The sequence below is a fragment of the Sphingobium sp. DEHP117 genome (assembly GCF_030867385.1).
GTDB lineage: Bacteria > Pseudomonadota > Alphaproteobacteria > Sphingomonadales > Sphingomonadaceae > Sphingobium.
This window is the reverse complement of the sequence record NZ_JAPFBJ010000001.1, coordinates 1,275,918-1,301,547: the sequence shown is the minus strand read 5'-3', so window position 1 is coordinate 1,301,547 and position 25,630 is coordinate 1,275,918. Positions and strand designations below refer to the sequence as shown.

At 61.9% G+C, this 25,630-nt stretch carries 20 protein-coding genes and 3 tRNA genes; 14 read left to right on the top strand and 9 right to left on the bottom strand.

Annotated elements, in window-relative coordinates; genetic code table 11:
- The first annotated feature begins 2 nt into the window (after nucleotides 1–2).
- The 3 genes from OOT33_RS06415 to OOT33_RS06405 all read left to right on the top strand — a co-directional run bounded on the left by OOT33_RS06415 (nucleotide 3) and on the right by OOT33_RS06405 (nucleotide 3,585).
- The gene (locus OOT33_RS06415; RefSeq protein ID WP_307749169.1) at nucleotides 3–410 is read left to right on the top strand and encodes an EVE domain-containing protein; all 408 of its coding nucleotides are present in this window, start codon (nucleotides 3–5) and stop codon (nucleotides 408–410) included.
- Nucleotides 411–799: 389 nt separating this feature from the next.
- Nucleotides 800–3,253 carry an ATP-dependent helicase HrpB gene (gene hrpB, locus OOT33_RS06410; protein ID WP_307749168.1) on the top strand — a complete coding sequence of 818 codons (2,454 nt, stop codon included), beginning with the start codon at nucleotides 800–802 and terminating at the stop codon, nucleotides 3,251–3,253.
- 53 nt (nucleotides 3,254–3,306) lie between these two features.
- A complete protein-coding gene (locus OOT33_RS06405) occupies nucleotides 3,307–3,585 on the top strand; it encodes an NADH dehydrogenase ubiquinone Fe-S protein 4 (RefSeq protein ID WP_307749167.1) in 279 nt (92 codons plus the stop codon).
- 29 nt (nucleotides 3,586–3,614) lie between these two features.
- Here the strand turns inward: OOT33_RS06405 and OOT33_RS06400 are convergent, their stop codons facing one another.
- Both OOT33_RS06400 and OOT33_RS06395 read right to left on the bottom strand, forming a co-directional pair.
- Complete coding sequence (locus OOT33_RS06400; protein ID WP_307749166.1) at nucleotides 3,615–4,397, bottom strand: PEPxxWA-CTERM sorting domain-containing protein; 783 nt, start codon at nucleotides 4,395–4,397, stop codon at nucleotides 3,615–3,617.
- Between the two features lie 100 nt (nucleotides 4,398–4,497).
- The gene (locus OOT33_RS06395) at nucleotides 4,498–5,067 is read right to left on the bottom strand and encodes a PEPxxWA-CTERM sorting domain-containing protein (protein ID WP_307749165.1); all 570 of its coding nucleotides are present in this window, start codon (nucleotides 5,065–5,067) and stop codon (nucleotides 4,498–4,500) included.
- 1,090 nt (nucleotides 5,068–6,157) lie between these two features.
- On the opposite strand from OOT33_RS06395, the gene OOT33_RS06390 reads away from it, so the two are divergent.
- A complete protein-coding gene (locus OOT33_RS06390; RefSeq protein WP_307749164.1) occupies nucleotides 6,158–6,334 on the top strand; it encodes a hypothetical protein in 177 nt (58 codons plus the stop codon).
- Nucleotides 6,335–6,483: 149 nt separating this feature from the next.
- The gene (locus OOT33_RS06385) at nucleotides 6,484–7,944 is read left to right on the top strand and encodes a methyl-accepting chemotaxis protein (protein WP_307749163.1); all 1,461 of its coding nucleotides are present in this window, start codon (nucleotides 6,484–6,486) and stop codon (nucleotides 7,942–7,944) included.
- Between the two features lie 61 nt (nucleotides 7,945–8,005).
- Here the strand turns inward: OOT33_RS06385 and OOT33_RS06380 are convergent, their stop codons facing one another.
- Nucleotides 8,006–8,692, bottom strand: coding sequence for a hypothetical protein (locus OOT33_RS06380; protein WP_307749162.1), 687 nt, complete (start codon nucleotides 8,690–8,692; stop codon nucleotides 8,006–8,008).
- Between the two features lie 32 nt (nucleotides 8,693–8,724).
- Nucleotides 8,725–9,480: a TrmH family RNA methyltransferase gene (locus OOT33_RS06375; RefSeq protein WP_307749161.1), complete on the bottom strand. Its 756-nt coding sequence runs from the start codon at nucleotides 9,478–9,480 to the stop codon at nucleotides 8,725–8,727.
- Nucleotides 9,481–9,580: 100 nt separating this feature from the next.
- Between OOT33_RS06375 and OOT33_RS06370 the strand changes: the two genes are divergently transcribed.
- Together OOT33_RS06370 and OOT33_RS06365 are read left to right on the top strand one after the other, a co-directional pair.
- Nucleotides 9,581–9,666, top strand: a tRNA-Tyr gene (locus OOT33_RS06370).
- A gap of 81 nt (nucleotides 9,667–9,747) precedes the next feature.
- Nucleotides 9,748–11,340, top strand: a complete 1,593-nt coding sequence (locus tag OOT33_RS06365) for a tyrosine-type recombinase/integrase (protein WP_307749160.1) — start codon at nucleotides 9,748–9,750, stop codon at nucleotides 11,338–11,340.
- Between the two features lie 78 nt (nucleotides 11,341–11,418).
- Here the strand turns inward: OOT33_RS06365 and istB are convergent, their stop codons facing one another.
- The gene (gene istB / locus OOT33_RS06360) at nucleotides 11,419–12,201 is read right to left on the bottom strand and encodes an IS21-like element helper ATPase IstB (protein WP_307748225.1); all 783 of its coding nucleotides are present in this window, start codon (nucleotides 12,199–12,201) and stop codon (nucleotides 11,419–11,421) included.
- Nucleotides 12,191–13,714, bottom strand: a complete 1,524-nt coding sequence (gene istA, locus OOT33_RS06355) for an IS21 family transposase (RefSeq protein WP_307748224.1) — start codon at nucleotides 13,712–13,714, stop codon at nucleotides 12,191–12,193. Before istA ends, istB begins: the two co-directional genes overlap by 11 nt.
- A 1,110-nt stretch (nucleotides 13,715–14,824) precedes the next feature.
- Between istA and OOT33_RS06350 the strand changes: the two genes are divergently transcribed.
- Together OOT33_RS06350 and OOT33_RS06345 are read left to right on the top strand one after the other, a co-directional pair.
- Nucleotides 14,825–15,403 carry a recombinase family protein gene (locus OOT33_RS06350; protein ID WP_307749159.1) on the top strand — a complete coding sequence of 193 codons (579 nt, stop codon included), beginning with the start codon at nucleotides 14,825–14,827 and terminating at the stop codon, nucleotides 15,401–15,403.
- A 66-nt stretch (nucleotides 15,404–15,469) separates the two neighbouring features.
- Nucleotides 15,470–15,736, top strand: a complete 267-nt coding sequence (locus tag OOT33_RS06345; protein ID WP_307749158.1) for a hypothetical protein — start codon at nucleotides 15,470–15,472, stop codon at nucleotides 15,734–15,736.
- Nucleotides 15,737–16,047: 311 nt separating this feature from the next.
- On the opposite strand, the gene OOT33_RS06340 is transcribed toward OOT33_RS06345, so the two are convergent.
- Both OOT33_RS06340 and OOT33_RS06335 read right to left on the bottom strand, forming a co-directional pair.
- Nucleotides 16,048–16,902 (bottom strand): hypothetical protein, encoded by an 855-nt coding sequence (locus tag OOT33_RS06340; protein ID WP_307749157.1) that lies wholly within the window; start codon nucleotides 16,900–16,902, stop codon nucleotides 16,048–16,050.
- Nucleotides 16,903–17,165: 263 nt separating this feature from the next.
- Nucleotides 17,166–18,134, bottom strand: a complete 969-nt coding sequence (locus OOT33_RS06335; RefSeq protein ID WP_307749156.1) for a TraB/GumN family protein — start codon at nucleotides 18,132–18,134, stop codon at nucleotides 17,166–17,168.
- An 81-nt stretch (nucleotides 18,135–18,215) separates the two neighbouring features.
- Between OOT33_RS06335 and OOT33_RS06330 the strand changes: the two genes are divergently transcribed.
- From OOT33_RS06330 to OOT33_RS06315, 4 genes are all read left to right on the top strand, one after another.
- The gene (locus OOT33_RS06330; protein WP_307749324.1) at nucleotides 18,216–19,106 is read left to right on the top strand and encodes a glycine--tRNA ligase subunit alpha; all 891 of its coding nucleotides are present in this window, start codon (nucleotides 18,216–18,218) and stop codon (nucleotides 19,104–19,106) included.
- 147 nt (nucleotides 19,107–19,253) lie between these two features.
- Entirely contained in the window at nucleotides 19,254–21,719 is a 2,466-nt protein-coding gene (glyS, locus tag OOT33_RS06325) for a glycine--tRNA ligase subunit beta (RefSeq protein ID WP_307749155.1), read from the top strand.
- Between the two features lie 63 nt (nucleotides 21,720–21,782).
- Nucleotides 21,783–24,449: a pyruvate, phosphate dikinase gene (ppdK, locus tag OOT33_RS06320; protein ID WP_307749154.1), complete on the top strand. Its 2,667-nt coding sequence runs from the start codon at nucleotides 21,783–21,785 to the stop codon at nucleotides 24,447–24,449.
- Between the two features lie 88 nt (nucleotides 24,450–24,537).
- A tRNA-Arg gene (locus OOT33_RS06315) sits at nucleotides 24,538–24,614 on the top strand.
- 107 nt (nucleotides 24,615–24,721) lie between these two features.
- On the opposite strand, the gene OOT33_RS06310 is transcribed toward OOT33_RS06315, so the two are convergent.
- A tRNA-Thr gene (locus OOT33_RS06310) sits at nucleotides 24,722–24,797 on the bottom strand.
- 230 nt (nucleotides 24,798–25,027) lie between these two features.
- On the opposite strand from OOT33_RS06310, the gene ahpC reads away from it, so the two are divergent.
- The gene (ahpC, locus tag OOT33_RS06305; protein ID WP_307749153.1) at nucleotides 25,028–25,591 is read left to right on the top strand and encodes an alkyl hydroperoxide reductase subunit C; all 564 of its coding nucleotides are present in this window, start codon (nucleotides 25,028–25,030) and stop codon (nucleotides 25,589–25,591) included.
- The last annotated feature ends 39 nt before the right edge of the window (nucleotides 25,592–25,630 follow it).

The window sequence follows — 25,630 nt, the reverse complement described above, 5'->3', positions numbered from 1 at the left end:
CGATGAACCACTGGCTGATGAAATCGGAACCGGACTGTTTCTCGTGGGACGACCTCGTCAGCAAAGGCAAGGCCGAGTGGGACGGGGTGCGCAACCATTTGGCGCAGATGCACATGAAGGCGATGAAGATCGGCGACCGCGCGCTGTTCTATCACAGCAATATCGGGCTGGAAGTTGTCGGCATCATGGAGATTGTCGGGGAAGCCGCGCCGGACAGTACCGACGACACGGGCCGGTGGATGGCGGTGCATGTCGCTCCGGTCGAAAAGCTGCCCCGGCCGGTCACGCTCAAGACGATGAAGGCCGACCCGGCGCTGAAGGATATGGTGATGCTGCGCCAGTCTCGCCTGTCCGTCTCCCCGGTGGGTGCGGCGGAATATGCGCATATTCTCCGCCTCGGCGGGCTTTGACTGCGGCTGCCCGCGCCGCCCACAAACAGAAACCCCCGCCGCAGCGCGGCAGGGGCGATCTGGTCCGGCGGTATGGGGCGCGCCTTGAAGGGCACGCCGCAATCCGCAATTTACCCGAAAAGGGTCAGATAGGCCATCGCGGGAATGCCGAGCGAAACGACGCCAGCGAACGCGGTAAAGCCGAGATCAGCGATGTTTTTCATGGTACGCTCCTGTGAACAACATATTGTGCTTTGTTTGCAGGGCCTATCTATGTTGCGGCGCACCATGGTTCAAACGCAAAGGCTGGATTCGCGATTGCAGAAAATGCAACACTTGATTCACCATGTTTTGCGGCAGGTCCTGCGAAGCAAACAGTTCAACGCAGACTTTCGCGCGATTTCCCGGCCATGAATGATCTTCCCATCCATGCGGTCCTGCCGACGCTGCTCGATGTGTTGCGGCGCAATATCGGCGCGGTGCTGGTCGCGCCGCCCGGCGCGGGCAAGACGACGGCGGTGGCGCCCGCCTTGCTCAGCGAGGAGTGGTGCACCGGTCAGATCCTGCTGCTCTCCCCCCGCCGCCTCGCCGCGCGCGCTGCTGCCGAGCGCCTCGCGGAGCTGACCGGCACGAAGCCCGGCGGCCTTGTCGGCTACGCCACCCGCATGGACAGCCGCCTCTCGGCGCAAACCCGCCTCCTCGTGCTGACCGAAGGCATCTTCCGCAATCGCATACAGGACGACCCGGAGCTTGGCGGCGTCTCCGCCGTGCTGTTTGACGAGGTGCACGAGCGCAGCCTCGACAGCGACTTCGGCCTTGCATTGGCGCTCGATGTGCAGGGCGCGCTCCGGCCAGACCTGCGCCTGCTCGCCATGTCCGCCACGCTCGATGGGGCGCGCTTTTCCCGCCTGATGAGCGATTGCCCGATCGTCGAAAGTGAGGGCCGCGCCCATCCGCTCGCCCTGCGCCACATCGGTCGCCGCGCCGAAGCGCGGATCGAGGACGAGATCGCCGCCGCATGCCGCCGCGCGCTCATGGACGAAGCGCATGGCGACATCCTCGCCTTCCTCCCCGGCGTGGCCGAGATCAACCGCACGGCAGAGCGCCTTGCCGAGCTGGCGGGCGCCAGCGTTCTCCCCCTCCACGGCTCGCTCGAACCGGCGGACCAGCGCCGCGCCCTCGGCCCCGATCCGCACGGCCGCCGCAAGATCATCCTCGCTACCAACATCGCCGAGACGAGCCTCACCGTGCCCGGCGTGCGCATCGTGGTGGACAGCGGCCTCACCCGCCGCGCGCGCTATGATCGGTCGGCGGGCGTCACGCGCCTTGTCACGGAAAAGGCGAGCCAGGCGGCGGTGACGCAGCGGGCGGGCCGCGCCGCGCGGCAGGAGGCGGGCGTCGCCTATCGGCTGTGGGAGGAGGCAGCGACCGGCGGCCTCGCCCCGTTCGATCCGCCCGAGATAATGGAGAGCGACCTATCCGGCCTGCTGCTCGAATGCCTGATCTGGGGCGTGGCGGACCCGGCCTCGCTCCGCTGGCTCGACCCGCCGCCGCCTGCCTCGCTCGCCGAGGCCCGCACCCGCCTCACCGCATTGGGCGCGCTCGATGCGGCAGGCGGGATCACGCCGCATGGCCGCGCCATCGCGAAACTCCCGCTGGAGCCGCGCATCGCCCACATGCTGCTCGCCGCGCGCGACCTCGGTCTGGTGCGCACCGCCTCCCGCATCGCCGCGCTCTTGGGGGAGCGAGGCCTTGGCGGCACCGGCGAGGATATGGCCGAGCGCCTCCGCCGTTTCGCGCAAGAGAAGGGCAGCCGCGCCGACGCCGCGCGCAGGCTGGCGGACCGCTGGGCGCGCATGGTGGGCGAGGGGGATGGCGACGCCACACCCGCCGCCGCCGACGCAGACGAACCCCATGCCGCCGGCCTCTGCCTGGCGCTCGCTTTCCCTGACAGGGTGTCGAAGCGGCGCGGCGGCGATGGCGCGGAGTGGATCAGCGCCGGGGGCAGGGGCTTCCGCCTCGATCCCGCCAGCCCGCTCGCCCGCGCCGAATGGCTCGCGGTCGGCGCGGTGCAGGGCGCGGCATCGGGCGCGCGCATCCTCTCCGCCGCCCCGCTGGACCGGCGTGACATAGAGCGCCTGTTCGCAGATCGCATCACCGAGCAACGCAGCGTGCGCTTCCGTGCCGACACCGGAGGCGTCGACGCCCGCCGCGAAACCCGGCTCGGCGCCATCGCGCTGGCGAGCGGGGGGGATGACGCGCCCGATGCGGCAGAGGTCACCCGCGTGCTCACGCAAGCCGTACGCACCCATGGCCTCGCCCTGCTGCCGTGGAGCCACGCCGCCCTGTCGCTGCGCCGCCGCGCAAGCTTTGCGGGCGTCGCCGAGATATCCGACCCCGCGCTCCTCGCCAGCCTGGACGACTGGCTCCCGCCGCTCATCGAGGGCAAGCGCCGCCTCGCCGCCATAGACCCGCAAGGCCTCAGCGCCGTGCTGGACTTGGCGCTGGGGTGGGACGGGCGCAAACGGCTGGATGCGCTCGCCCCGCCGCATTTCCTGACGCCCTTGGGCCATGAAGCCGCGATAGACTATGACGCGCCCGGCGGCCCGGAGGTGGAGCTGCGCGTACAGGCGCTGTTCGGCCTCGCCGAGCATCCCACCATCGGGCCAGACAGGTTGCCCCTGCGCCTCAGCCTCACCTCGCCCGCCGGCCGCCCGATCCAGACGACGAGCGACCTGCCCGGCTTCTGGGCGGGCAGCTGGGCCGATGTCGCCAAGGAAATGCGCGGGCGCTACCCCAAACATCACTGGCCGGACGACCCGGCGAGCGCCGCCGCCACCCTGCGCACCAAACGCAAATCTTGACGAAGCCGCCCGGCTGGGCATAGGGGAGGGCATCGGGTTCAGGGAGAAACGACGTGGCCGCGCATATCTATCAGACGCCGAAGAATGCGATGCAATCCGGCAAGGCGCGCACATCGACCTGGGTGCTGGAGTTCGACCCCGCCGAGCCGAAGCGGCCCGATCCGCTCACCGGCTGGGCAGGCTCCGGCGACACGCGCCAGCAGCTGCGCCTCACCTTTCCTTCGCTGGACGCCGCCAAGGCCTATGCCGAGCGCGAAGGCGTCAGCTATCATGTGACATTGCCCGCGCCCAAGGCGCTGAAGCTACAGGCCTACGCCGATAATTTTAGGTGAGAGGTGGGGGCTTCCACGCCCCCGGCTATTTACTGGCTATAGCTCACCCGCGCAGTCACACGCCCCGCCGACGCACGCCGTCGCATCGCCGCGCCGATACTCCCGAATCCGAGGATCATCAGCGCCCATGTGGAGGGCTCGGGGACGAAACCCGCGCTCAGCGGCTTGATGTTGATCTGATGCGGAACAAGTGATCCAAGCGCATATTCAGTATATATGCCTTTTGTGAGATCTTGCGTAGTAAATTCAAACCCGCCTCCCACGTTGTCCGTGGGTTGGAATATGTAATTAAGTCTATTCAATAAATTTCCGTTTTTAAACTTATCGCTTGAAACTGAAAAATGACTGTAAATACTGTTACTAACATGTATTGATCCACCCCCATATGTGAAGGAAGATATGTTGTATGTATAGGGGGTATTGTTCGATATCGGATTTATCATACCTTCATTAGGGTTGAAGATATTGCCATTAATGACTGCACCGGAATCGCTTACGGTGTGACCTTTGATAGTGATGCTCGATCGTACAGGAGATTGATCACCGTAATCTCGTCCTCCGTAATAAATAGTATTTGTACCATCGTAGTAGCTGTTGCCGCCGGACGAAGGAACGGAGACCAGATGAACAGACTTATAGGGGACTATATCTCCGCCTTTGCCACCCGGCCCAAAAACCCCTGTTTGATCTTGAAAATCAGTAACGTGCCCGAAGATCGTAATGACATACACCTCGGCTCCTGCCTGCCCCGGAGCGGCCATCATTATCGCCGCGCCGGTTATCGCCATACATGCCCACTTGCCGAGTTTCATGGTCTGTCTCCGAACTTGAAATAGTAATGCCAGCATGTTCGCCAACGCCGACAATTTCCGGTGAGGGCTGGGGGCTGAGGGCTTCGACGCCCCCGGCTATTTACTGGCTATAGCTAACCCGCGCAGTCACACGCCCCGCTGAAGCGCGACGCCGCATCGCCGCACCGATGCCCCCGAAGCCGAGGATCATCAGCGCCCATGTGGAGGGTTCGGGGAGCGCCAATACTGTCATCTCATAGTCAATTTTGGTTCCAGGCGCCGAAATTACGTTTAGCGTAGCCTCCAGATTTGAGAATTCGCTATACAGGCGATTTCCCCGATACCAAGGATAGTAGCTGGGAACGGAATAAATTGTCCTATATAATGTGGTGGTCTGTAGCGGCGTTTTAAGTACGTTATTGTAAATTCCGAGCAATTGATAGCCGGGATGAGAATAGACATGCTCTGTAGTTGTTCCGACCACTTGCGAAGTTACACTGAACGGCGTCTTGAATATCAGTTCAGTTTCGCCATTCCAGTGGGCCGTTAGTAGCGGCAACGAAATATATGCATAACCACTGCTGTCAGTCGTGAGACTTCCTATGATCTTTGTAGCCTCGGCTTGACCTGGAACTACTAAGGCCATCATTGCGCCCGTCAAGGCCGCAGTTGTCCGCTTGCTGGATTTCATGGCCTTTTCTCCGTCGCTGATAGCTGTGTTGCCAGTATATCTACTTTAATAACCCTACTACGAATTGCATCCTTTGTCTTCCCCAATTCGTCGATCTGGCGCTGCTCATCTATCTCCTAATTCCTTCACTTGAAAAGGGCGACCTTTTTAGCCGCCCTTCCCAAAGCGCTAGTTCAATTTTCGATTCTGACTGATTCGAACGGAATTCGGTGTCTGACTATTTTGTTTTAGTTGCCGCCTGCCAATCCTTGTTAAGATCGAGCCAGATTATATTGCCCTATCGCGCTTCAGTGCTTGGTCCGATCAACCAACTTATAACCCATACCGGGCTTCGGTGTTGGTGGAAGGGGTTCGCCTTTGCTGACAGTGCGTTCCGCGCCTGTAGTTCCACCACGCGGACCGAATATACCGTACTGACCCGAAACGGGAGCAGACTGACCCGGTTTAAACATCTTGCTCATACAACCTCCTTTCTAGCTCTCTGAATACCATATATTGATTGAATTCAGATAACGTCCTACTTGATGAGCTATTTTCCAACAGGCGCAAGCTTATTATCGGTGCAGAACAAAAAGAGTTCATATGTGTGACATATAGGCAACATTCAGCGGTTTGTTTAATGACACTGAACCTGCCCCAAAATCCCCTGTCCTACAGCCCACCCGCTCTGATACACCCCCTCCCGTCCGCTCTCCCTCGAAGGCCAAGGGGTGCGAAGCGGATGGGCTTTGTGCGGTGCTGCGGGCCGGGGTGTGGGGACGCTCCTTCCTGCGCTGAAAACAGCCGCGCAACTGTCGGTCGGCGTGAAGACATTGGGCGAAAACCGGATATATCCGTGTCCCAAGGTGACGAACCGGCGGTGCCCAGTAACGATGTCCTGTAGGGGCGTCGGGTGGCACAGGGGATGCCCGGGCCCGGGGAGTGGCGCTGATCGGCTCCGCTCGCTCGCAAGCTCGCCCTCCCAGGTGCGATCCGGCCAACCATAATTGCCACTGAGCTCCGTACTTGCCACTGCGGCAAGCGCAACAGCGCTTAATACGGGAAGAGCAGGACCGCTGGCCCGCCAAACAAGCACAGGCGCATCCATCGAATGCGCCAGACCATAAGTGTCCTCGATGCCCGATGCCCGTGGCAGGACGCGCCGACCGATTTCCTCTCGTTGCCGGAGAAGGCGGACCCGCGCCTGCTGATCCAACATCTTCGCCTGCGCGTCCTGCGGTCTTTGTGGCCCATTTCTCAAGCGAAATGGGCGGGACACGCCGACTGATTTCCTCTCGTCGCCATAGAAGGCGGGCCTGCGTCTGCCGATCCAATAGCCCCCCGCCACCGCCATGGTTAATTTTTCCGCCGCCGCCGCCCGCGCCCTCCCGCGCCGCTCCTATAATGCGCCCTGAAACCCTTTTCGGAGAGCGGATCATGGATGCGGATGTGGCGGATCAGTTGCGGGAGCGCCTGGGCTTTTTCAACATGGCGGGCGACGAGGACTATTACCCCTATGTCCGCAAGGCGCTCGGCCAGATGGGCGATGAGAGCCTCGACAAATTCTATCGCATGATCTCCGCCCAGCCGCACCTGCGGGACAAGTTCAGCTCGCCCGAGGCGATGAACAATGCCCGCCGGGCGCAGGTGGCGCACTGGGGGCATCTGTTCACCGGCCGCCCCACGCCCGAATATGCGATGCGCGCCCAGCATATCGGCACCATCCATTCGAAGATCGGGCTGGAGCCGCGCTGGTACATCGGCGGCTATGCCAATGTGCTGGCGGACGTGATCGTCCATCTGGTGAAGACCTCGCCTTATGGCCGCCTGCCGGGCATGGAGCGATTGGCCAAGACGCTGGTGGCGCTGATCCGCGCGGCAATGCTCGATATGGAGATTGCCGTGTCGACCTATTTCGATGCCGAGCAGGAGATGCGCAACGATATGCTCGGCAAGTTCGGTGATGTGCTGGGGCGCATGGCGCAGGGCGACCTCACCGTCTCGATGCCTCAGATGCAGGGCCAGTTCGGTGAGCTGGCGACGAATTTCAACAGCGCCGTGCGCCAGCTGCACGAGGCGATGGCGGCGGTGGCCTATAGCGTGGAGCATATTCACAGCGGGTCGGACGAGATCCGCGTCGCGTCAGACGATTTTGCCGCGCGGACGGAGCGCCAGTCCGCCTCGCTGGAGGAGACGGCCGCCGCGATGAGCGAAGTCACCGGCATGATCCAGCAGGGCGCGACCCAGACCAAGACGATGAACGAGACGGTGACGATCATGCAGCGCGAGATCGCCGAGGGCGGGCAGGTCGTCGCCAGCGCGGTCGAGGCGATGGACCAGATCCACCAGAGCTCCAGCGAGATCGCCCAGATCATCGACGTGATCGAGGGCATCGCCTTCCAGACCAACCTGCTCGCGCTTAATGCCGGGGTCGAGGCCGCCCGCGCGGGCGATGCGGGGCAGGGCTTCGCCGTGGTGGCAAGCGAGGTGCGCGCTCTGGCGCAGCGCTCGTCAGACGCCGCGCAGGGCATCAAGGATCTGATCTCCAAGAGCGGCGCGCAGGTGGAAAAGGGCGTCAGCCTCGTCGGCCGCGCGGGCACGGTATTGCAGGATATCGTCGCCCGCATCAACGAGATGAGCGGCACGATGCAGGAGCTGGCGGCAGCAGCGGTGACGCAGGCCGAAACGCTCGATCATGTCAACGCCGCCGTGGGCGATATGGACCGCATGACTCAGCAGAACGCCGCCATGGCCGAGCAAAGCAACGCCGCCTCGCGCACCCTCGCGGTGGAGGCGGATTCCTTGAGTGACCAGATCAAGAAATTCCGCGTCGCCTTAAGCGCCAACCGCGTGCGTGACGCCGCCAGAGGCAAGACCGGCTACCGCGCGGCAGCATAAGCTTTGAGAGCCAGGAGAGGGGCGGGGGGAAGCGCGCAGCACAGCGGGCTTCCCTCCAGCCTTATTTTGAGAGCTTCAATACCGCCATCGGCGCCACGCGCGTTTCGGGCGTAATCGTCCAGACAATCTGCTTGCCGCGCGGCCCATCCTTCGCGCCGTCCTCCTGATTCTGGCTGACGATCTCGGCATCGGTGGTGAGCGTGAACGTGCCGTTGCGCTCCTTCGCGCCTCCGCCACCGCCCATATCGCCCATCGGCCCCGCCGCCGGGCCGCTCGCCTCCTCGCCAAAGCCAGGCGCGATCATCCGCACCTTGCCGTCCGCGCGCACTTCTATCGCGAGGAACGGGATGATCGCCTTGGCGTCGATGTTGAACGGAAAGACAAAGCTGTGATCGAGCCTGCCGTCGATCCGGTAGTCGACGCTCAGCCTGTCAGACCCGGTTACGCGCACCGAGCGGAAGCCCTTTTCCTTCGCCAGCGCATCGGCAATCGCCTTGGTCTTGGCGGCGGTTTCCTTTGCCGCCTGCGCCGACTTTGCCGGAGCGGAAGCCTTGCCGTCGTCTCCCTCGGCCATCCCCGGCATCTGCCCCGAAGGCTCGGCGACGATAACCTCGCCCGCATAGGCAAAGCTGAAACTGCCATCCTTGCGAATATCAAGGCTCGAAGTGAACTTCCCCGGGCTGAGCAGGCAGCCGGAGAGCGCAAGCAATGGCACCAGCGTGGCGCAGATACGGGCGTAGAATGTCATGATACATCCCCCTCTTTCCGAGGATCAGTCAATCACCGATTCGTCGCGGCGTAAAGCGCGATCGCGGCGGCGTTCGATACGTTGAGGCTCTCCATGCGCGGGCTGATAGGCAGCTTCGCCACCATGTCGCAATGTGCCATGCTGTTGTGGCGCAGGCCGTCGCCCTCCGCGCCCAGCACCAGCGCCACCTTGCCCGCGCCCTTCAAGGCGCCGGACAGGGTTTCGCTCGCCTCGCCGTCCAGCCCGATGCGCCAATAGCCCGCGTCGGCAATCTCATCGAGCGCGCGGGCGAGGTTCACCACCCGCACCCACGGCATGATCTCCAGCGCGCCGCTCGCCGCCCGCGCCAGCACGCCGCTCTCGGGTGGAGAATGCCGGTCCTGCGTCACGATCGCCAGCGCATTGAACGCCGCCGCCGAGCGGAAGATCGCGCCGACATTGTGCGGATCGGTCACCTGATCGAGCACGAGGATGGGGCGCGCATTTGCCGGGCCTTCCTCCGCGCCTTCCTCCAGCACATCGCCCAGCCAGATATCGTCGAGCGGCTCGACCTCAGCCACAATGCCCTGATGCGGCGCGTCATGCGGCACCATCCGCCCCAGATCGGCAACGTCGGAATAGACGATGGGCAGCACGGGCGGCAGCTCCAGCGCGGAAATCGCGTCGCGCGTGCCCCAGATCTTGCGCACGACGCGGTCGGGGTTCGCCAGCGCGGCGATGATGGCATGGCGGCCGTAAAGGCGGGGAAAGCCGCCCTTGGGCTTGCCGGTTCTGTGTCCTCTTTTCATATCCCGCTCTTTTCACCAACAAGCATTGACAGGCAAGCCTCGTTTCGCCATGAGCGCGGCTCCGACAGCGATTTACGCCCCGCAGGGCGGCGCTGAGCGAGGACAGGTGGCCGAGTGGTTAATGGCAGCAGACTGTAAATCTGCCCGCGAGAGCGTACGCTGGTTCGAATCCAGCCCTGTCCACCACATCCCACTAAGGGATTGAAATCCGCAGAAATCCTCCCTTTTCGACCTTCCATTGCTACACATTCTTGCTACACGGAAGGCATGGAAGAGATGTTCAAGTTGTCCCGGCGGAGGGGGTCTGCGAAGTGGCAGGTCCGTAAGCGGTGGCCGTCAGATGTGGCTCATATTCTCAAGGGCGAGTTCACCGCATCAACCGGCGAGGAGGATAAGAAGCGGGCGCAGGAAAACCTTGCGCTCATAGTCGCTGAATACAACCGGCGAGTTCGAGAGGCGCGAGACAAGCTGGCAAAAGCTCCACGCGGCGAGCTATCGAATGATGAGTGCCACCGCATGGCCGTGCAGTTTTTTGAGGCGAGCCTTCCGAGTTTCGTGGTGCGGAGAGCTCTTGATCCTGCGAAGCACAGCGAGTTGCTCAGGGACGCTAAGGAGCGCCTCGGGGCCGCTCAGGCATCGCTGGGCCGCAATAGCTTCGGAGCTGTGGCGGGCGTGAGCCGCACTATGGTGGAGCAGGCGGGGCTAGATGTACCCGACGATCACCCCTCCTATGAACATCTTCAGCGAATGCTTATGCGGGCGTTCGTGGAGCTGCACCGGGCCGCCGTTGCACATTTAGAGGGAGCTGCCGACTATAGGCCGGAGGATAGCGCCATGCGCGAGATTCCGGCGTCGGAGGAAGCCGGGAGGACGGTGGCCGACCTCATAACCGAATACGAGGCAGAGAAATCACCCAAATGGAGCGGCTCAACAAAGAAGGGCGTTGCGCCGGTTTTCAGGTTCTTGCGAGAGGTGTTCCCGGGACGGCAGGTGGCGAGCATAACCCGCGCCGACGCCAAGATGGTCCGCAGTCTTCTTGAGGAGCTCCCGGCGAACATGGGAAAGCGCAAGGAGCTGGAAGGGCTAACCGTGCCACAGGCAATAGTGAAGGGCAGGGCGCTAGGGCTGCCTAAGGTGCAACCCAAGACCATCAACGACGGCTACCTCATTCATATCGCTGCTGTGTTCAATTGGGCAAGGCGAGAGCAGTGGATAGCGGCAAGCCCGTTCGAGGGGTTGCAAGTCCATGACCCTGTTTCCGATTTGGACAGGAGAGACCCGTTCACAGTGGACCAGCTGAACAAGCTGTTCGCTTCGGCTCCTTGGGACGCCCCTTGGAACCCTGAGCGCAAGCAGGGTGGTGGCGCTTTCTGGGTGCCCCTTCTTTGTCTCTATCATGGTCTCAGGAACGGGGAGGCTGGGGGGCTGCGTGTCGAGGACATCGACGAAGAGGACGGCGTCACCGTTCTGCACGTCCGTGAATATGGACAGCGCAAACTCAAGACGCGGGAATCCCGCAGGACACTTCCGGTACATCCTGAGCTCATCCGTTTGGGATTCTTGGAGTATGTCCAGCATCGAAGGGAGGCGGGTGCATTTCTCTTGTTTCCTGAGGGCGTGGTGAATGATCGGGGACAGGTTGCCGCAAAGCTGGGCGAGCGCTTCAGCGCGCGCGTCAAGGCAATGGATTTCGACGGTCGCAAGCTGGGAATGCACTCGTTCCGTCATGGCTTTGAGGATCGACTGAGGGCAGCGGAATTGCCTGAGAGAACTGCTCTTGCGTTGGCCGGTCGATCAGAGGCCGGGTCCAGCCGCAGCTATGGGGAAGGGGTCTCGACAAAGCAGAAGGCCGATTGTTGATGGTCGCTGAGAGTTGACCCGGGATTTTCACTGAGAAGTGACCCGTCTCGGATATATGTTTCGGTTACGTCCTGTGGGTCAAGATGATGTTTTCTCCTTTTCTGGTTTTGCCTGCTGGGCAGAGCTATTTTTGAAGCGGAAGCTGTCGTTTCCGGTTTCGAGGATGTGGCAGTGATGGGTGAGGCGATCGAGGAGAGCGGTGGTCATTTTGGCATCGCCGAACACGCTGGCCCATTCACTGAAGCTGAGGTTGGTGGTGATGACGACGCTGGTGCGCTCATAGAGTTTGCTGAGCAGGTGGAACAGCAATGCGCCGCCTGATGCACTGAACGGCAGATAGCCCAGCTCATCGAGGATCACGAGATCGGAGTGCACGAGCCGATTAGCGATCTGTCCGGCCCTGCCTTGCGCTTTTTCCTGTTCGAGGGCGTTGACCAGTTCGACAGTGGAGAAGAACCGCACCCGCTTCCTGTGATGTTCGATGGCCTGCACACCGAGCGCGGTGGCGACATGGGTCTTTCCGGTGCCCGGGCCGCCAACCAGCACGACATTGTCGGCAACGTCGATAAAATCGCAACGATGGAGCTGACGAACCAGCGCCTCGTTGATCTCGCTACTGGCAAAGTCGAAGCCGGCAAGATCGCGATAGGCCGGGAACCGCGCGACCTTGAGTTGATAGGCGACGGAGCGCACCTCCCGTTCGGCCGTCTCGGCTTTGAGCAACTGTGAGAGCATGGGCACGGCGGCTTCGAACGCCGGCGATCCCTGTGCCATGAGATCGGTAACGGCCTGTGCCATACCGTGCATCTTAAGGCTTCGGAGCATCACGACGATAGCGCCACTGGCAGGATCATGACGCATGGCGTGTCTCCCGACGCAGCGCATCATAGCGTTCGACATTGGCCATTGGTTCACTGACCAGCCTCAATGCCTGCGGTGCCGTCACCGGCGGCGTAGCGGTGGGCTTTCCGTCGAGCAGCCGATGCAGCAGGTTGAGGATATGGGTCTTGGTCGGGACGCCAGCCTCCAGTGCCCGTTCGACCGCAGTCAGCACGGCCTGTTCGTCATGATGGAGCACCAGTGACAGGATCTCGACCATCTCTCTGTCGCCACCAGGGGTGCGCAGCAGATGCGTCTGCAACCGCCGGAAGGCATCGGGCATCTCGAGGAACGGCGCACCGTTGCGCAACGCTCCGGGCTTGCGCTGGACGACGGCGAGATAATGGCGCCAGTCATAGACAGTATGGCCCGGCAGATGATGCGACCGATCGATGATGCGCTGGTGCTCGCATATCACCTGACCTTCGGCAGCGACCAGAATACGGTCAGGGTAAATCCGCAATGACACGGGCCGATTGGCGAAGGATGCCGGTACGCTGTAGCGGTTCCGGTCCAGATGGACGAGGCAGGTCGGCGAGACGCGCTTGCCCAGTTCCACAAAGCCATCGAACAGCCTGCCCATCGGCATCAGGCTTTGCACTTCGTCGGCCCACGCGTCCGCGACCGAACCCGGCTCGATCCCGTGCGGTATCTCCTGCCACAAGGCCCTGCAGCGCTGTTCGAGCCACAGGTTGAGCGCATCAAGGCTCTCAGCCTGAGGGACAGGTTGCCACAGGCGATGGCGGGCGTCCTGAACGTTCTTCTCGACCTGGCCTTTCTCCCATCCTGCTGCCGGGTTGCAGAACTCGGCCTCGAACAGGTAGTGGCTGACCATCGCCAGAAAGCGGGCATTGACGGTCCGCTCTTTGCCGCGCCCGACCTTGTCGACGGCGGTGCGCATATTGTCGTAAATGCCCCGGCGCGGAACGCCACCCAGCACACGGAACGCGTGATTATGGGCGTCGAAGAGCATCTCGTGCGTCTGCAACAAATAGGCCCGCACCAGAAAGGCCCGGCTGTGGCTGAGCTTGAAGTGCGCCACCTGCAACTTGGTGCGTACCCCGTCGATGATCGCCCAGTCCTCGCTCCAGTCGAACTGGAACGCTTCTCCCGGCGCGAACGCCAACGGCACATAGGTGCCGCGACCGCTCATCTGCTGCGCTTGCCGGTAATCGTCGCGCCAGGCTCGTGCAAAGGCAGCAACCCGGCCATAGGAACCGTCATAACCCAGCGCGACCAGATCGGCGTGCAACTGCTTCATCGTGCGCTTCTGCTTGCGCGGGCGTCCCATCTCCCGCTTCAGCCATGCCGATAATCGTTCGGCAAACGGATCCAGCTTGCTCGGCCGCTCCGGCACCTTGAACCGGGGCTCCACAGTCCCTGCACGCAGATATTTACGGATGGTATTACGGGATAGTCCCGTGCGTCGCGCTATCTCCCGGATCGGTAAATGATCGCGCAAATGCCAGCGCCGAATAATGCTCAATAACGCCATGTCCAACACTCCATGATCCCTCGCTCATCAAAGCCAGGGATGAGTTCAACATGGGTCAAATCTCAGTGGAAATTTATAACCCTCCCGGGTCAACTCTCAGCGACAATCAACACACACACCCTTCAGGAGCACCCATGAGCCCCCGTCGATTCCAAATCGCATTTCTCGCTTCTCACTTCAGCGACCCACGAGACCGGGACAACTTCGCCATGAAGTTGCTCGGTAACAACAGGGCACCGCAGAGCGCCTTCAGGATGGCCCGTAGGTACGCCAGCGGACCCGTTAGCGTGCCCTTGGAGGTCCGTTAGTTTTATTGCGAATCTCCGAAGGCCCCTACGTACGGACGATTTTGGTGAGTTCCCCCCATAGGGGGTGCCGCCGGAGTGACCGGACGGCGCGCCGTCGGAGTGGCTAGGTTGCAGCCTGAAGGGGGGCGGGTGTAGCGAACCCCCATGGGATCAACACACCCGCCCCTCTGAGCCTCAAGCCGCTTCCTGCTTGCCCTGTGTCCTTTGCTCAAGCCGGTCTAGGAAAGCCTTGCAGCTTTCTCTAATCTCCTTACCGGTTGCTGGTGGCCGAGGACGGCGGAGATAGAACCAGACCGCAAAGCCGCCGAGGGCGGCCTCAGCATCCCATTCTCCGGCCCTCAGAGAACCTCGGGTGCCCCCTGCGATCTTCCTGCCTTGACCGATCACGGAACAGTCCTCCCGGTCCATCCGACCGAAGCCCCATTCCCAATTGCGGGTCCATCCTTCCACATGGCCCCAGCGCCACGATGCGAACTCTATCGCTATTCCCATTTTGCCCTCCGTCTGTTGATGAGGGCTATCCATCTAGGCGGGCCAAGGCCGCCGGTCATCAAGAATGAAGTTCGCTTAACGAGACCTTCCCGTTAGCGCGAATATCCCCACGCAATTCCGCCGATCCTGAGGAAAGGGCTGAGTCCAAGCGAATCCTAATTGCGGTAGACCGAGAATAGAGAGGCCAGCCGAACGGCACGAAATCGTCCGTTTGCGAGCCCTCAGCTCACCCTGTAACGAAAACTAGGGTTGACGGGGTTTCGATCCTTCCTTATTTCCGAGCCATGTTTTCGATACATGGAGATCAACGATGGCCCGTACCTTTGCCTATTGCCGCGTCAGCACAGCCGATCAGACCACGAACAACCAGCTGGGGGAGATCGAAGCTGCGGGCTTCTCCGTCGAAGCAAAGCGGGTCGTGGCGGAAACCGTGTCCGGTTCCGTGCCAGCGATGGAGCGCAAGGGCTTTGCCCGGTTGCTGGACAGGATGGAGGGCGGAGACGTTCTCGTCGTGACCAAGCTGGACCGTTTAGGGCGCAACGCTATGGACGTGCGGGCTACCGTGGAACAGCTGGCTAACGATGGTATCCGTGTTCACTGCCTCGCCCTTGGCGGGGTTGACCTCACCAGCCCGGCCGGAAAGATGACCATGTCCGTCATAGCAGCCGTGGCTGAGTTCGAGCGGGACTTGCTCATTGAACGGACGCAAGCAGGCCTGACGCGGGCGAAGGCGGAGGGGAAAGCACTCGGGCGTCCCTCAGCTCTGACGGCTGCCCAGCTGTCCGAAGTGCAGGCCAAGCGGGCCTCAGGGGTCTCCCTCGGGGCACTGGCGAAGGAATACGGAGTCAGCCGGGCCGCTATCCAGCGGGCGGAGAAGAAAGCTGCCTAGCGGCACCACCGCACACGGCACCCATCTCGGGCCAACAGCGGCCCCTTTTTAGTTTGGAAATCTATCATGAAAATTGCCCAGACAGGCGTCGGGTTTGTCGAAAATCTGTTCGCTGTCCGTGCACTCCACGGATGGCTCCTCCCCGTGCAGGTGGCTGTAGAAGGCACGGCGACCTATCGGATATTGGGGCGGGTATCGCCCGAAGCGCAGTGGCGTGAATTACGCGCTGCCGATACGGTGAGTTGCCTCGAAGCCGTCAACTGGGTGCCATATGTGCGCCTAGAGGTTCTCTCGGGCGATGGCAGCGCAACCCTATGGCTGGGTGAGGGGTGAACCGATGATTGCGGGCCGGGGAAGTTTCGAATCTCCGGCCGCGCTGCCTAGCTGAGACCAAGAACATCAAGAGAGGCCTATGGGGACCAAGCAGTGCCGCGCCTGCCGCGCCGCGCTACCGCTCGATGCTTACACCGTGGACCGCCGCAAGCCCGATGGACGCGAGACAGAGTGCCGAGGGTGCGCAAAGGAGCGGCGAAGGATGCAGAGAGGCCGTCGCCGGGAGGTAGATGCGTTCTATGAGCGGATGAAGGCCCGAGGGCTGGCTGAGTGAGTTGTCACTCTCCCGGCTGATGCCCTGCGTTGTTTTACTAGCTCTGCACTCGGGCAGCCTCACGTTCAAGCAGATCGGATCGGATGGGAAGTCCGTAAGCGTCGCCTACACAACACAACGTTTCGACTATATATTCGGAAACTGCCTTGGCATAACGTACTACCATTCCGTGGTTCAAACTGAGATCATCTCCAACTTTCAAATTTAACCATGGGCAATCCTCTTTAAATCTACGATCAACTTTTCCAGACCTATGCGCTAATCCATTCCGTATTTTCTGAAACTCGAATATCTCTCGACTGGTTTCTGCTGATATTTTTGGATTTATGCCGATGATGCCGAGCAAACTGTTGAATCGATTTATTCCATTTTTGAGCGGACTGCTGATGTCTTGTTCCAGCATCTCGACCAAAAGTAGCGCGCGGTCTTGCCTCGACAGGGTAGCATAATCGCCTACTCTAACTTTAATACGGCCTATCTCTGGAGAGCTCAATGTAGATGGTCGATGAAGCAGCCAACTAGCGACTAGGCCTTTCGCGAATTCTTCCAATAAGCTCCAAAGAGCAATCGTAATGAAACCGTTCAGTACAGGAAAACCCTTATCCGCTTCCCGCTTTATGAAACTGGCATCGCTCTCCGCTTCTTTTATCTGTTTCTCAGCAGTCTTGCTATCTAATTTTTTCCCATCATCAGCAATATCCTGATACTTGACGAGAACGCGTATGAGGTTGGGTCTCGCAATATGCAGAGACAGGCCTTGAGTGGTCAGTCGTGCAATCTTCATTAACTTGTCATGACTGTCAAAGGTTTCTTGAAAATGTAAAGCAACCCACGCCGGGAGACGCTTGTTTTTTGAGGCTTGGTTCTTTTTTTCATCATAGATCGCAAACATTCTAACCCACAAGAAACGCCGATCAACCGCTTTCAGGACTGCCGGATCTGCTTGAGCTAACTTACGTGGAATTGCCTACCGCCGTAGCTCTTGTTGGGCCACCACAATACTGCTACACATCTGCCCGCAGTGCGCCGTCGGAAACCTACGGAAATCTGCGGTTTTCTGGTGGAATTCGTCAGTCCAGCCCTGTCCACCACATCCCCCCAAGGGATTGAAATCCGCAGCAGCGCCTCCCCGCCGTCGCGAGAACCCACCCCCGTTTAATGCTTGGCCGCAGCTCCAACCCGATGCGCGACCAGCCGCCGTCCCTTCAGCAGCTCGATCACGCTGCCCTTGCCCGCCAGATGCCCCGCGCCCACCGCTATGAACACCGTGCCCGGCTGGTCCATCCGCTTTTCGATCCACGCGGCCCAGCGCGCATTGCGATCGAGCAGCAGGGGCTTGGCCAGCTCAGGCGTGTCTTTCAGCGACTCGTTCATCTGTTTGGCGAGCGCATCCGCCCGCCCGCGTGACCAGTTGCGGATCAGGGTAGCGAATTCCTTCTCCGCTTCGGGCAGCCCTTCGAGCGTGGCGTTGAGATAGTCGATCTGCACCTTGCGCGGCAGGGCGTCGAAGATGCCGAGCTGTTCCTCCGCGCTTTCAAGCCCCACCACCGCCTTGCCCGATTGCGCGGCCGCCTGCTCCAGCACCTTGTCGGCGCCGAGGTCCTGCTGATAGCCGAGCTGCATCAGCGGCGCGACCGAGAGGTTGATCGCCACCAGCCATGGGTCCACGCGGTCCATGGCCTCGGCGGGGATATGATAGGTCTTGAGCGCGGCGGCATAACGCGCGCTTCGCTTGGGCGTGAGCGACTGGGAGACGGGCGGGCCGCCGTCGCTGGCGGCAAGGCGCGCGAAGGCGGCGGCCAGCTTGGCGGGGTCGTCCTGAGACACCTCGATCACCAGCGTATCCGCGCTGTCGAACGCGGTTTTCACATCGCCCTCGAACCAGCGCACATTGGCTTTAAGCATATGCACGGTGCCGAACAGATAGATGGTCGTATCGGCATCGCGCACCGCCCATAAGGCGGGCGTCGCGTGGACGAGGCCATCTCCGGCCACGCGCGCGCCCGTCTTCGCCCCGCCCGCCACCGGCGCGGAGCAGGCGAGGGCGGCTGTCGCCAGCAGCGGCAATAGGCGCAGAAACTTGTCCATCATGGGTTGCTTCATGGCCGCAATGCCCGGCGCCATGCAAGCCTTCTCTTGACCCGCGCGCGCCCATGGGCCAAGGCGTCCCCGCGAAAATATACCCCCAAGCGCGCGAAGGGCATCATGGCCGGACAGGCGGAAACACTGAGCTTCCAAGGGCTGATCCTCACGCTTCATGACTATTGGAGCAGGCAGGGCTGCGTCATCCTCCAACCCTATGACATGCGCGTGGGCGCGGGTACCTTTCACCCCGCCACCACCTTGCGCAGCCTCGGCCCCGATCCGTGGAACTGCGCCTATGTTCAGCCGAGCCGCCGCCCGACCGACGGCCGCTATGGCGAGAACCCAAACCGGCTTCAGCATTATTACCAGTATCAGGTGATCATGAAGCCGTCCCCGCCGGACCTTCAGGCGCTCTATCTCGGCAGCCTCGCCGCCATCGGCATCGACCCGCTGCTGCACGACATCCGCTTCGTCGAGGATGACTGGGAAAGCCCGACCCTGGGCGCGTGGGGGCTGGGCTGGGAGGTCTGGTGCGACGGTATGGAGGTGACGCAGTTCACTTACTTTCAGCAGATGGGCGGGTTCGATTGCAAGCCGGTGGCGGGTGAGCTGACCTACGGGCTGGAGCGGCTCGCCATGTACATCCAGGGCGTCGACAGCGTCTATGACCTGCGTTTCAACGACGCGGTCGATGACCGCCCTGCGGTGAGCTATGGCGAGGTGTTCCTCGCGAATGAGCAGCAGATGTCGAAATGGAATTTCGAGGTGGCGGATACCGACAGCCTGTTGAAGGGTTTCGAGGCGGCGGAGGCGGAGTGCCAGCGCAGCATCGCGGCGGGTGTGCCCTTGGCTGCCTATGATCAGGCGATTGAGGCGAGCCATCTCTTCAATCTCCTGCAGGCGCGCGGCGTCATCAGCGTGCAGGAGCGCGCCAACTATATCGGCCGCGTGCGCGATCTCGCCAAGGGCAGCTGCGCCGCATGGATGCAGGTGAACGGGTGGGCGGAATGACTCCTTCCCGGCACGTCACCACCTCTCCGTTCGGTTCGAGCAGCATCGAGCCTGTCGAGATGCGACCGTCGAGAACCCTTTCTCGACTTCGGTTCTCAGCTTCGTTCGAACCTGCGCTCGAAACGAACGGCTTCTATGGGGCAGACCATGACTGACTTCCTCCTCGAACTGCGCTGCGAGGAAATCCCGGCACGGATGCAGGCGAAGGCGTCAGACGATCTCGCGCGCCTGTTTACAGAGCAACTGGCGCAGGCGGGCCTGAAGCCGGAGCGCATCACTTCCTATGTAACCCCGCGCCGCCTTGCGCTCATCGCGCATGGGCTACCGGGCGAGACGCAAGCGGTGAGCGAAGAGTTCAAAGGCCCGCGCACCTCTGCGCCGGAGCAGGCGCTGGAGGGCTTCCTGCGCAAGACCGGCCTTGCGAAAGACCAGCTCGAAGACCGTGACGGTGTGTGGTTCGCGGTTGTCGAAAAGCCCGGCCGCGCGACTGCCGACGTGCTGAGTGAAGCTATCCCCGCGATCATCCGTGCCTTCCCCTGGCCCAAGTCGATGCGCTGGGGCGCGGCGAGCGAGACGACCGAGAGCCTGCGCTGGGTGCGCCCATTGCAGGGCATCGTCGCGCTGCTGGGCGAGGAGCTGGTGGCGATAGAGGTCGAGGGCGTCACCTCCGGCTATGCCACGGTCGGCCACCGCTTCCACCATCCCGGCATCATTACCATCGGCAGCGCGGCGGACTATGTCGAGAAGTTGCGCGCCTGCCATGTCATCGTCGATCAGGAGGAGCGCAAGGCGATCATCGAGAGCCGCGCGAAGGCGCTTGCCGGTGAGGCGGGTTACGAACTGATCGAGGACGCCGGGTTGGTCGCCGAGAATGCGGGGCTGACCGAATGGCCGGTGCCGCTGCTGGGGCATTTCGACCCTGCGTTTCTTGAGGTGCCGCCAGAGGTCATTCAGCTGACCCTGCGCATCAACCAGAAATATTTCGTGCTGCGGAGCGCGGACGGCAAGCTTGCCCCCGCCTTCATCTGCACCGCCAATATCGAGGCGAAGGACGGCGGCGCGGCTATTGTGGCGGGTAACGGCAAGGTGCTCGCCGCGCGTCTATCCGACGCACGCTTCTTCTGGGAGCAGGACAAAAAGACCCCACTGGAAGAGCACGCCAAGAAGCTCTCGCGCATCACCTTCCACGAGAAACTCGGCACCGTGGCCGACAAGGTCGAGCGCGTGGCAAAGCTCGCTCGCTGGCTGGTGGAAGAGGGCATTGTTTCCAGTCCACCCCTCCCCTTCAGGGGAGGGGCCGGGGGTGGGGCTTCTCGAGACACCATCGCGCCCGGAACCAATCCCCACCCCAACCCCTCCCCTGAAGGGGAGGGGCTTGATCGTGCCCAGCTCGCCGACCTCGCCGAACAGGCAGCAAAGCTCTGCAAGGCCGATCTGGTGACGGAGATGGTCGGCGAATTCCCTGAATTGCAGGGGCTGATGGGTGGCTATTATGCGCGGGCGGAAGGCCTGCCGAATGAAGTGGCCGACGCGATCCGCGATCATTACAAGCCCGTGGGGCAGGGCGACGAAGTCCCCACCGCGCCGGTGACGGTGGCGGTCAGTCTGGCGGACAAGCTGGATACAATAGCGCAGTTTTTTTCGATTGAAGAAAAACCAACTGGCTCAAAAGATCCGTTCGCTTTGCGGCGAGCGGCTTTGGGTAGTATTGCGCTTATTGAGCGAAACGGCTTGCGACTTGATCTTATCTTTGCAGCGCTGCAAGCTGCAGGGCAGAGCATAGTGGACAGGCGCTTCTCACCAAAAAGTGATGCGCTGTCGCACGCTATAAAGGCTGTCGGAAAAGCGCTGGACGCAAAAACGGGACCGGCAGTGCTAGATGCATTAGGGCAGGTGGTGCCTCAGGTTTTGCAACCGACGAAGGAAGAATCAGCACGCGGATTTCAGGATCTTGTTTTCATGGTGGCGTCCGTCCGAGACTTCTTTCTCGATCGTCTTGAAGTGGCGATGAAAGACCAGGGGGTTTCTGCTGACCTTATTCGCGCCGCGCAAATCATTGATGGAGATGGTGGAAAAGAGAGCGATCTCGTCCGCCTGCTCGCCCGCGTCCGTGCGCTTCAGTCCTTCATCGAGACGGCGGACGGCGCGAACCTGCTCGCCGGATACAAGCGTGCGGCGAATATCCTCAAGAAGGAGGGTTATGACGACAGCGGCGCGCCCGCGATGGCGACGGCGGAGAGCCAGGGCATAGCCCAGACCGGCGAGGAAGACCCGCTCGCGCTGGTCGAGGAGCCTGCGATAGCCGAGGCGGTGGCCGAGATGGCGCAGGGGCAACCCGCCGCCGCATCAGCGCCCGCGCCAGAGCCCGCCGAATCCGCGCTCTCCGCCGCGCTCGATGCTGCGGAGCCGCGCGCCGCCGCCGCCATAGAGGCGGAGGATTTCGAGGGCGCCATGGCTGCCCTTGCGTCGCTCCGCGCGCCCATCGATTCCTTCTTCGAGAGCGTCATCGTCAACGACCCGGAACCCGCCAAGCGGTCCGCGCGTCTTGCCCTGCTGCAGCGCGTTCGCGTTGCAGTGCACAAAGTTGCTGATTTTTCAAGAATTGGCGGCTAATAGGGCTGCGCCATAAGCGGTGCAGCGCCAGGGCAGCGACAGAAAAACCAAGGAAAAGGGCACATGACCAAATATGTCTATCGCTTTGGCGGCGATGCGAATGACGGTGGCAATGGCAACAAGAACCTGCTGGGCGGTAAGGGCGCAAACCTGGATGGCATGGCCTCCATCGGTCTGCCGGTCCCTCCCGGCTTCACGATCACGACCGAGATGTGCACCCGCTATTATGCGGATGGCGAGGTGTTTCCCGATAGCCTGCGCGCCGAAGTGGCGAACGGCATCGCGCATATCGAGGGCGTGACAGGCAAGCAGTTCGGCAACAAGGCGGACCCGCTGCTGGTCTCCGTCCGTTCCGGCGCGCGCGTTTCGATGCCTGGCATGATGGACACGGTGCTGAACCTCGGCCTCAACGATGAGACGGTGCTCGGCCTCGCTTCGGCCAGCGGCGACGAGCGTTTCGCGTGGGACAGCTATCGCCGCTTCATCCAGATGTATTCCGATGTGGTGCTGGAGCTGGATCACGGCGCATTCGAGGAAGCGCTGGAGATCGCCAAGGAAGACAACGACTATCATCTCGATACGCAGATGAGCGCGGGCGACTGGAAGGCGCTGGTCGGCGAATACAAGAAGCTGGTGGAGAAGCTGTGGGGCAAGCCGTTCCCGCAGGATGTGCATGACCAGCTCTGGGGCGCGATCTCGGCGGTGTTCGGCAGCTGGCAGTCCGACCGCGCGAAGGTCTATCGCCGCCTCAATGACATTCCCGGCGAATGGGGCACGGCCGTCAACGTGCAGGCGATGGTGTTCGGCAACATGGGCGACACATCGGCGACCGGCGTGGCCTTCACGCGTGATCCCGCAACCGGCGAAAATGCCTATTACGGCGAATATCTCATCAACGCGCAGGGTGAAGACGTGGTGGCGGGCATCCGTACCCCGCAATATCTCACCAAGGCCGCGCGTGAGCGGGCAGGGGCCAAGCCGCTCTCGATGGAAGAGGCGATGCCAGAAACCTACGCGGAGCTGGCGCGGGTGTTCCATATCCTCGAAACCCATTACCGCGACATGCAGGACATCGAGTTCACGGTGCAGCAGGGCAAGCTCTGGATGCTCCAGACCCGTTCGGGCAAGCGCACCGCCAAGGCCGCGCTCAAGATCGCCGTCGATATGGCGACAGAGGGGCTGATCACCGAGCAGGAAGCTGTCGCCCGCGTGGACCCGTCCGCGCTCGACCAGCTGCTGCACCCCACGCTTGACCCCAAGGCGCCGCGCGACGTGCTGACCAAGGGCTTGCCCGCCTCTCCGGGCGCGGCATCCGGCGCGATCGTGTTTGACGCCGATACGGCGGAGCGCCGGGCCGAGCTGGGTGAGGCAGTCATCCTCGTGCGTATCGAAACCTCGCCGGAAGACATTCATGGCATGCATGCGGCCAAGGGCATCCTCACCGCGCGCGGCGGCATGACCAGCCACGCCGCCGTGGTGGCGCGCGGCATGGGCCGCCCGTGCGTTTCCGGCGCAGGCAGCCTCGCGATCGATGCGAAGGCGAAAGTGCTGCGCATTTCGGGGCGCGAGCTGAAGGAAGGCGACATCATCACCATTGACGGCGCGACCGGCGAAGTGATGGCGGGCGAAGTGCCCACCGTGCAGCCGGAGCTGGCAGGCGATTTCGGCACGCTGATGAGCTGGGCGGACAAGGTGCGCCGTTTGAAGGTCCGCACCAATGCCGAGACCCCGCTCGATTGCCGCACCGCGCGTGATTTCGGCGCGGAAGGCATTGGCCTGTGCCGCACGGAGCATATGTTCTTCGATGCCGGTCGCATCACTGCCATGCGCCAGATGATCCTCGCGGAAAACGAGGCGGGGCGGCGCGAGGCGCTGGCCAAGCTGCTGCCCGAACAGCGCAGCGACTTCACCGAGATCTTCGAAGTGATGGCAGGCCTGCCTGTCACCATCCGCCTGCTCGATCCGCCACTGCACGAATTCCTGCCGCATGAAGAGGCGGAGTTCGAGGAAGTGGCCAAGGCGACCGGCATCGGCGTCGTGGCGCTGAAGCAGCGCGCATCAGAGCTGCACGAGTTCAACCCGATGCTCGGCCATCGCGGCTGCCGCCTCGGTGTCACCTATCCCGAAATCTACGAGATGCAGGCTCGCGCGATCTTCGAAGCGGCGCTGGATGTCGCGGCGAAGAGCGGCGCGGCGCCGATCCCGGAGGTCATGATCCCGCTGGTCGCCACCCGGCGAGAGCTGGAGCTGATGAAGGAAGTCGTCGACAAGACGGCACAGGCAGTCTTCGCCGAGCGGGGGCAGACCATCGACTATCTCGTCGGTACCATGATCGAGCTGCCGCGCGCTGCGCTCAAGGCAGGCGAGATCGCCGAAGTCGGCGAGTTCTTCTCCTTCGGCACCAACGACCTGACGCAGACGACAATCGGCATCAGCCGCGATGACGCCGGGCGGTTCCTGACGCAATATGTCGACAAGGGCATCTTCGCGCGCGATCCGTTCGTCAGCCTCGATGTCGAAGGCGTGGGGCAGCTGATCGAAATCGCGGCGGAGCGGGGCAGGAAGACGCGCCCGGGCATCAAGCTCGGCATCTGTGGGGAGCATGGCGGCGATCCTGCCTCCATCGCCTTTTGCGAGCAGACCGGCCTCGATTATGTCTCGGCCTCGCCCTACCGCGTGCCCATCGCGCGGCTCGCCGCAGCGCAGGCCGCGCTTCAGGCCAGCAAATAAACCGCAAAAAGGGGGTTGCCAGAACCGGCAGCCCCTTCTATCTGCGGCACCTCCAAGGGGCACTTGCCCCGGCCACCAAAGGCCATGCGCGCCCGTAGCTCAGCTGGATAGAGCATCAGACTACGAATCTGAGGGTCGGACGTTCGAATCGTTCCGGGCGCGCCATTCATCTCTAGGTTTCTGCGGATCTGGGCTGAGTGTGCTGTGTCAACTCCTGCACACTCGTTCTCGGAAAACGCAATTGCGACCATCCGATTCATGATCGGATGTAGTGGTGCCGGCTACAGGATTCGAACCCGTGGCCCCCTGATTACAAATCAGGTGCTCTACCAACTGAGCTAAGCCGGCGTGGGCGCTTCCATGCTTGAAGGAGCGCCCGACGTCTAGTGCAAAAACGGCTCGGTCAGCGACGCGCGGGTGAGTATAATCGATTTTCTCGATCTGTGTTGCGGATAAAAGCAATTTCCCCAATGGGCAGCCGACTGATATTAGCACTCCAGCAAGTTTTGCGCGGAGTCGGATGTGGCATCGCAGCCTGACGCGCCGGAAGTTCAACCTGCCAGATACGGAGATAGAAGATGGCTGTTATTAGTACCGAGATCAAACCGTTCAGCGCCACAGCTTTCAAGTCAGGCAAGTTCGTCGATGTGACGGACGCGGATGTCAAAGGCAAATACGCCATTTTTGTTTTCTATCCTGCGGATTTTACCTTCGTCTGCCCGACCGAGCTTGAAGATCTGGCCGATCTCTACGGCGAATTCCAGGCGCTTGGTGCCGAGATCTATGCGGTCTCGACCGATACGCATTTCAGCCATAAGGCATGGCACGATACGTCGCCAGCCATCGGCAAGATCGACTATTATATGCTCGGCGATCAGAACCACGTGCTCGCCAATAATTTCGACGTTCTGCGTCCCGGCGTGGGCCTCGCCGATCGTGGCACTTTTGTGGTCGATCCGCAGGGCGTCATCCAGCTCGTGGAGATCACCCCGGAGGGTGTCGGCCGCAACGCCGCGGAACTGCTGCGCAAGGTGAAGGCGCTGAAGTACTGGCAGACCCACCCCGGTGAGGTTTGCCCTGCCAAGTGGGAGGAGGGCGCGAAGACCCTTGCTCCGTCGCTGGATCTTGTCGGCAAGATCTGACGATCCAGACAAGCGGCGTTTGCCTGAGAGGCGCGCCGC

Excerpts from the sequence above, each read along its gene's own strand:
- OOT33_RS06415 (WP_307749169.1), top strand. The coding sequence starts at position 3 with ATGAACCACTGGCTGATGAAATCGGAACCGGACTGTTTCTCGTGGGAC.
- hrpB (WP_307749168.1), top strand. The coding sequence starts at position 800 with ATGAATGATCTTCCCATCCATGCGGTCCTGCCGACGCTGCTCGATGTG.
- OOT33_RS06400 (WP_307749166.1), bottom strand. The coding sequence starts at position 4,397 with ATGAAACTCGGCAAGTGGGCATGTATGGCGATAACCGGCGCGGCGATA.
- OOT33_RS06395 (WP_307749165.1), bottom strand. The coding sequence starts at position 5,067 with ATGAAATCCAGCAAGCGGACAACTGCGGCCTTGACGGGCGCAATGATG.
- OOT33_RS06390 (WP_307749164.1), top strand. The coding sequence starts at position 6,158 with ATGCGCCAGACCATAAGTGTCCTCGATGCCCGATGCCCGTGGCAGGAC.
- OOT33_RS06385 (WP_307749163.1), top strand. The coding sequence starts at position 6,484 with ATGGATGCGGATGTGGCGGATCAGTTGCGGGAGCGCCTGGGCTTTTTC.
- OOT33_RS06380 (WP_307749162.1), bottom strand. The coding sequence starts at position 8,692 with ATGACATTCTACGCCCGTATCTGCGCCACGCTGGTGCCATTGCTTGCG.
- OOT33_RS06375 (WP_307749161.1), bottom strand. The coding sequence starts at position 9,480 with ATGAAAAGAGGACACAGAACCGGCAAGCCCAAGGGCGGCTTTCCCCGC.
- OOT33_RS06365 (WP_307749160.1), top strand. The coding sequence starts at position 9,748 with ATGGAAGAGATGTTCAAGTTGTCCCGGCGGAGGGGGTCTGCGAAGTGG.
- istB (WP_307748225.1), bottom strand. The coding sequence starts at position 12,201 with ATGCGTCATGATCCTGCCAGTGGCGCTATCGTCGTGATGCTCCGAAGC.
- istA (WP_307748224.1), bottom strand. The coding sequence starts at position 13,714 with ATGGCGTTATTGAGCATTATTCGGCGCTGGCATTTGCGCGATCATTTA.
- OOT33_RS06350 (WP_307749159.1), top strand. The coding sequence starts at position 14,825 with ATGGCCCGTACCTTTGCCTATTGCCGCGTCAGCACAGCCGATCAGACC.
- OOT33_RS06345 (WP_307749158.1), top strand. The coding sequence starts at position 15,470 with ATGAAAATTGCCCAGACAGGCGTCGGGTTTGTCGAAAATCTGTTCGCT.
- OOT33_RS06340 (WP_307749157.1), bottom strand. The coding sequence starts at position 16,902 with ATGTTTGCGATCTATGATGAAAAAAAGAACCAAGCCTCAAAAAACAAG.
- OOT33_RS06335 (WP_307749156.1), bottom strand. The coding sequence starts at position 18,134 with ATGGCGCCGGGCATTGCGGCCATGAAGCAACCCATGATGGACAAGTTT.
- OOT33_RS06330 (WP_307749324.1), top strand. The coding sequence starts at position 18,216 with ATGGCCGGACAGGCGGAAACACTGAGCTTCCAAGGGCTGATCCTCACG.
- glyS (WP_307749155.1), top strand. The coding sequence starts at position 19,254 with ATGACTGACTTCCTCCTCGAACTGCGCTGCGAGGAAATCCCGGCACGG.
- ppdK (WP_307749154.1), top strand. The coding sequence starts at position 21,783 with ATGACCAAATATGTCTATCGCTTTGGCGGCGATGCGAATGACGGTGGC.
- ahpC (WP_307749153.1), top strand. The coding sequence starts at position 25,028 with ATGGCTGTTATTAGTACCGAGATCAAACCGTTCAGCGCCACAGCTTTC.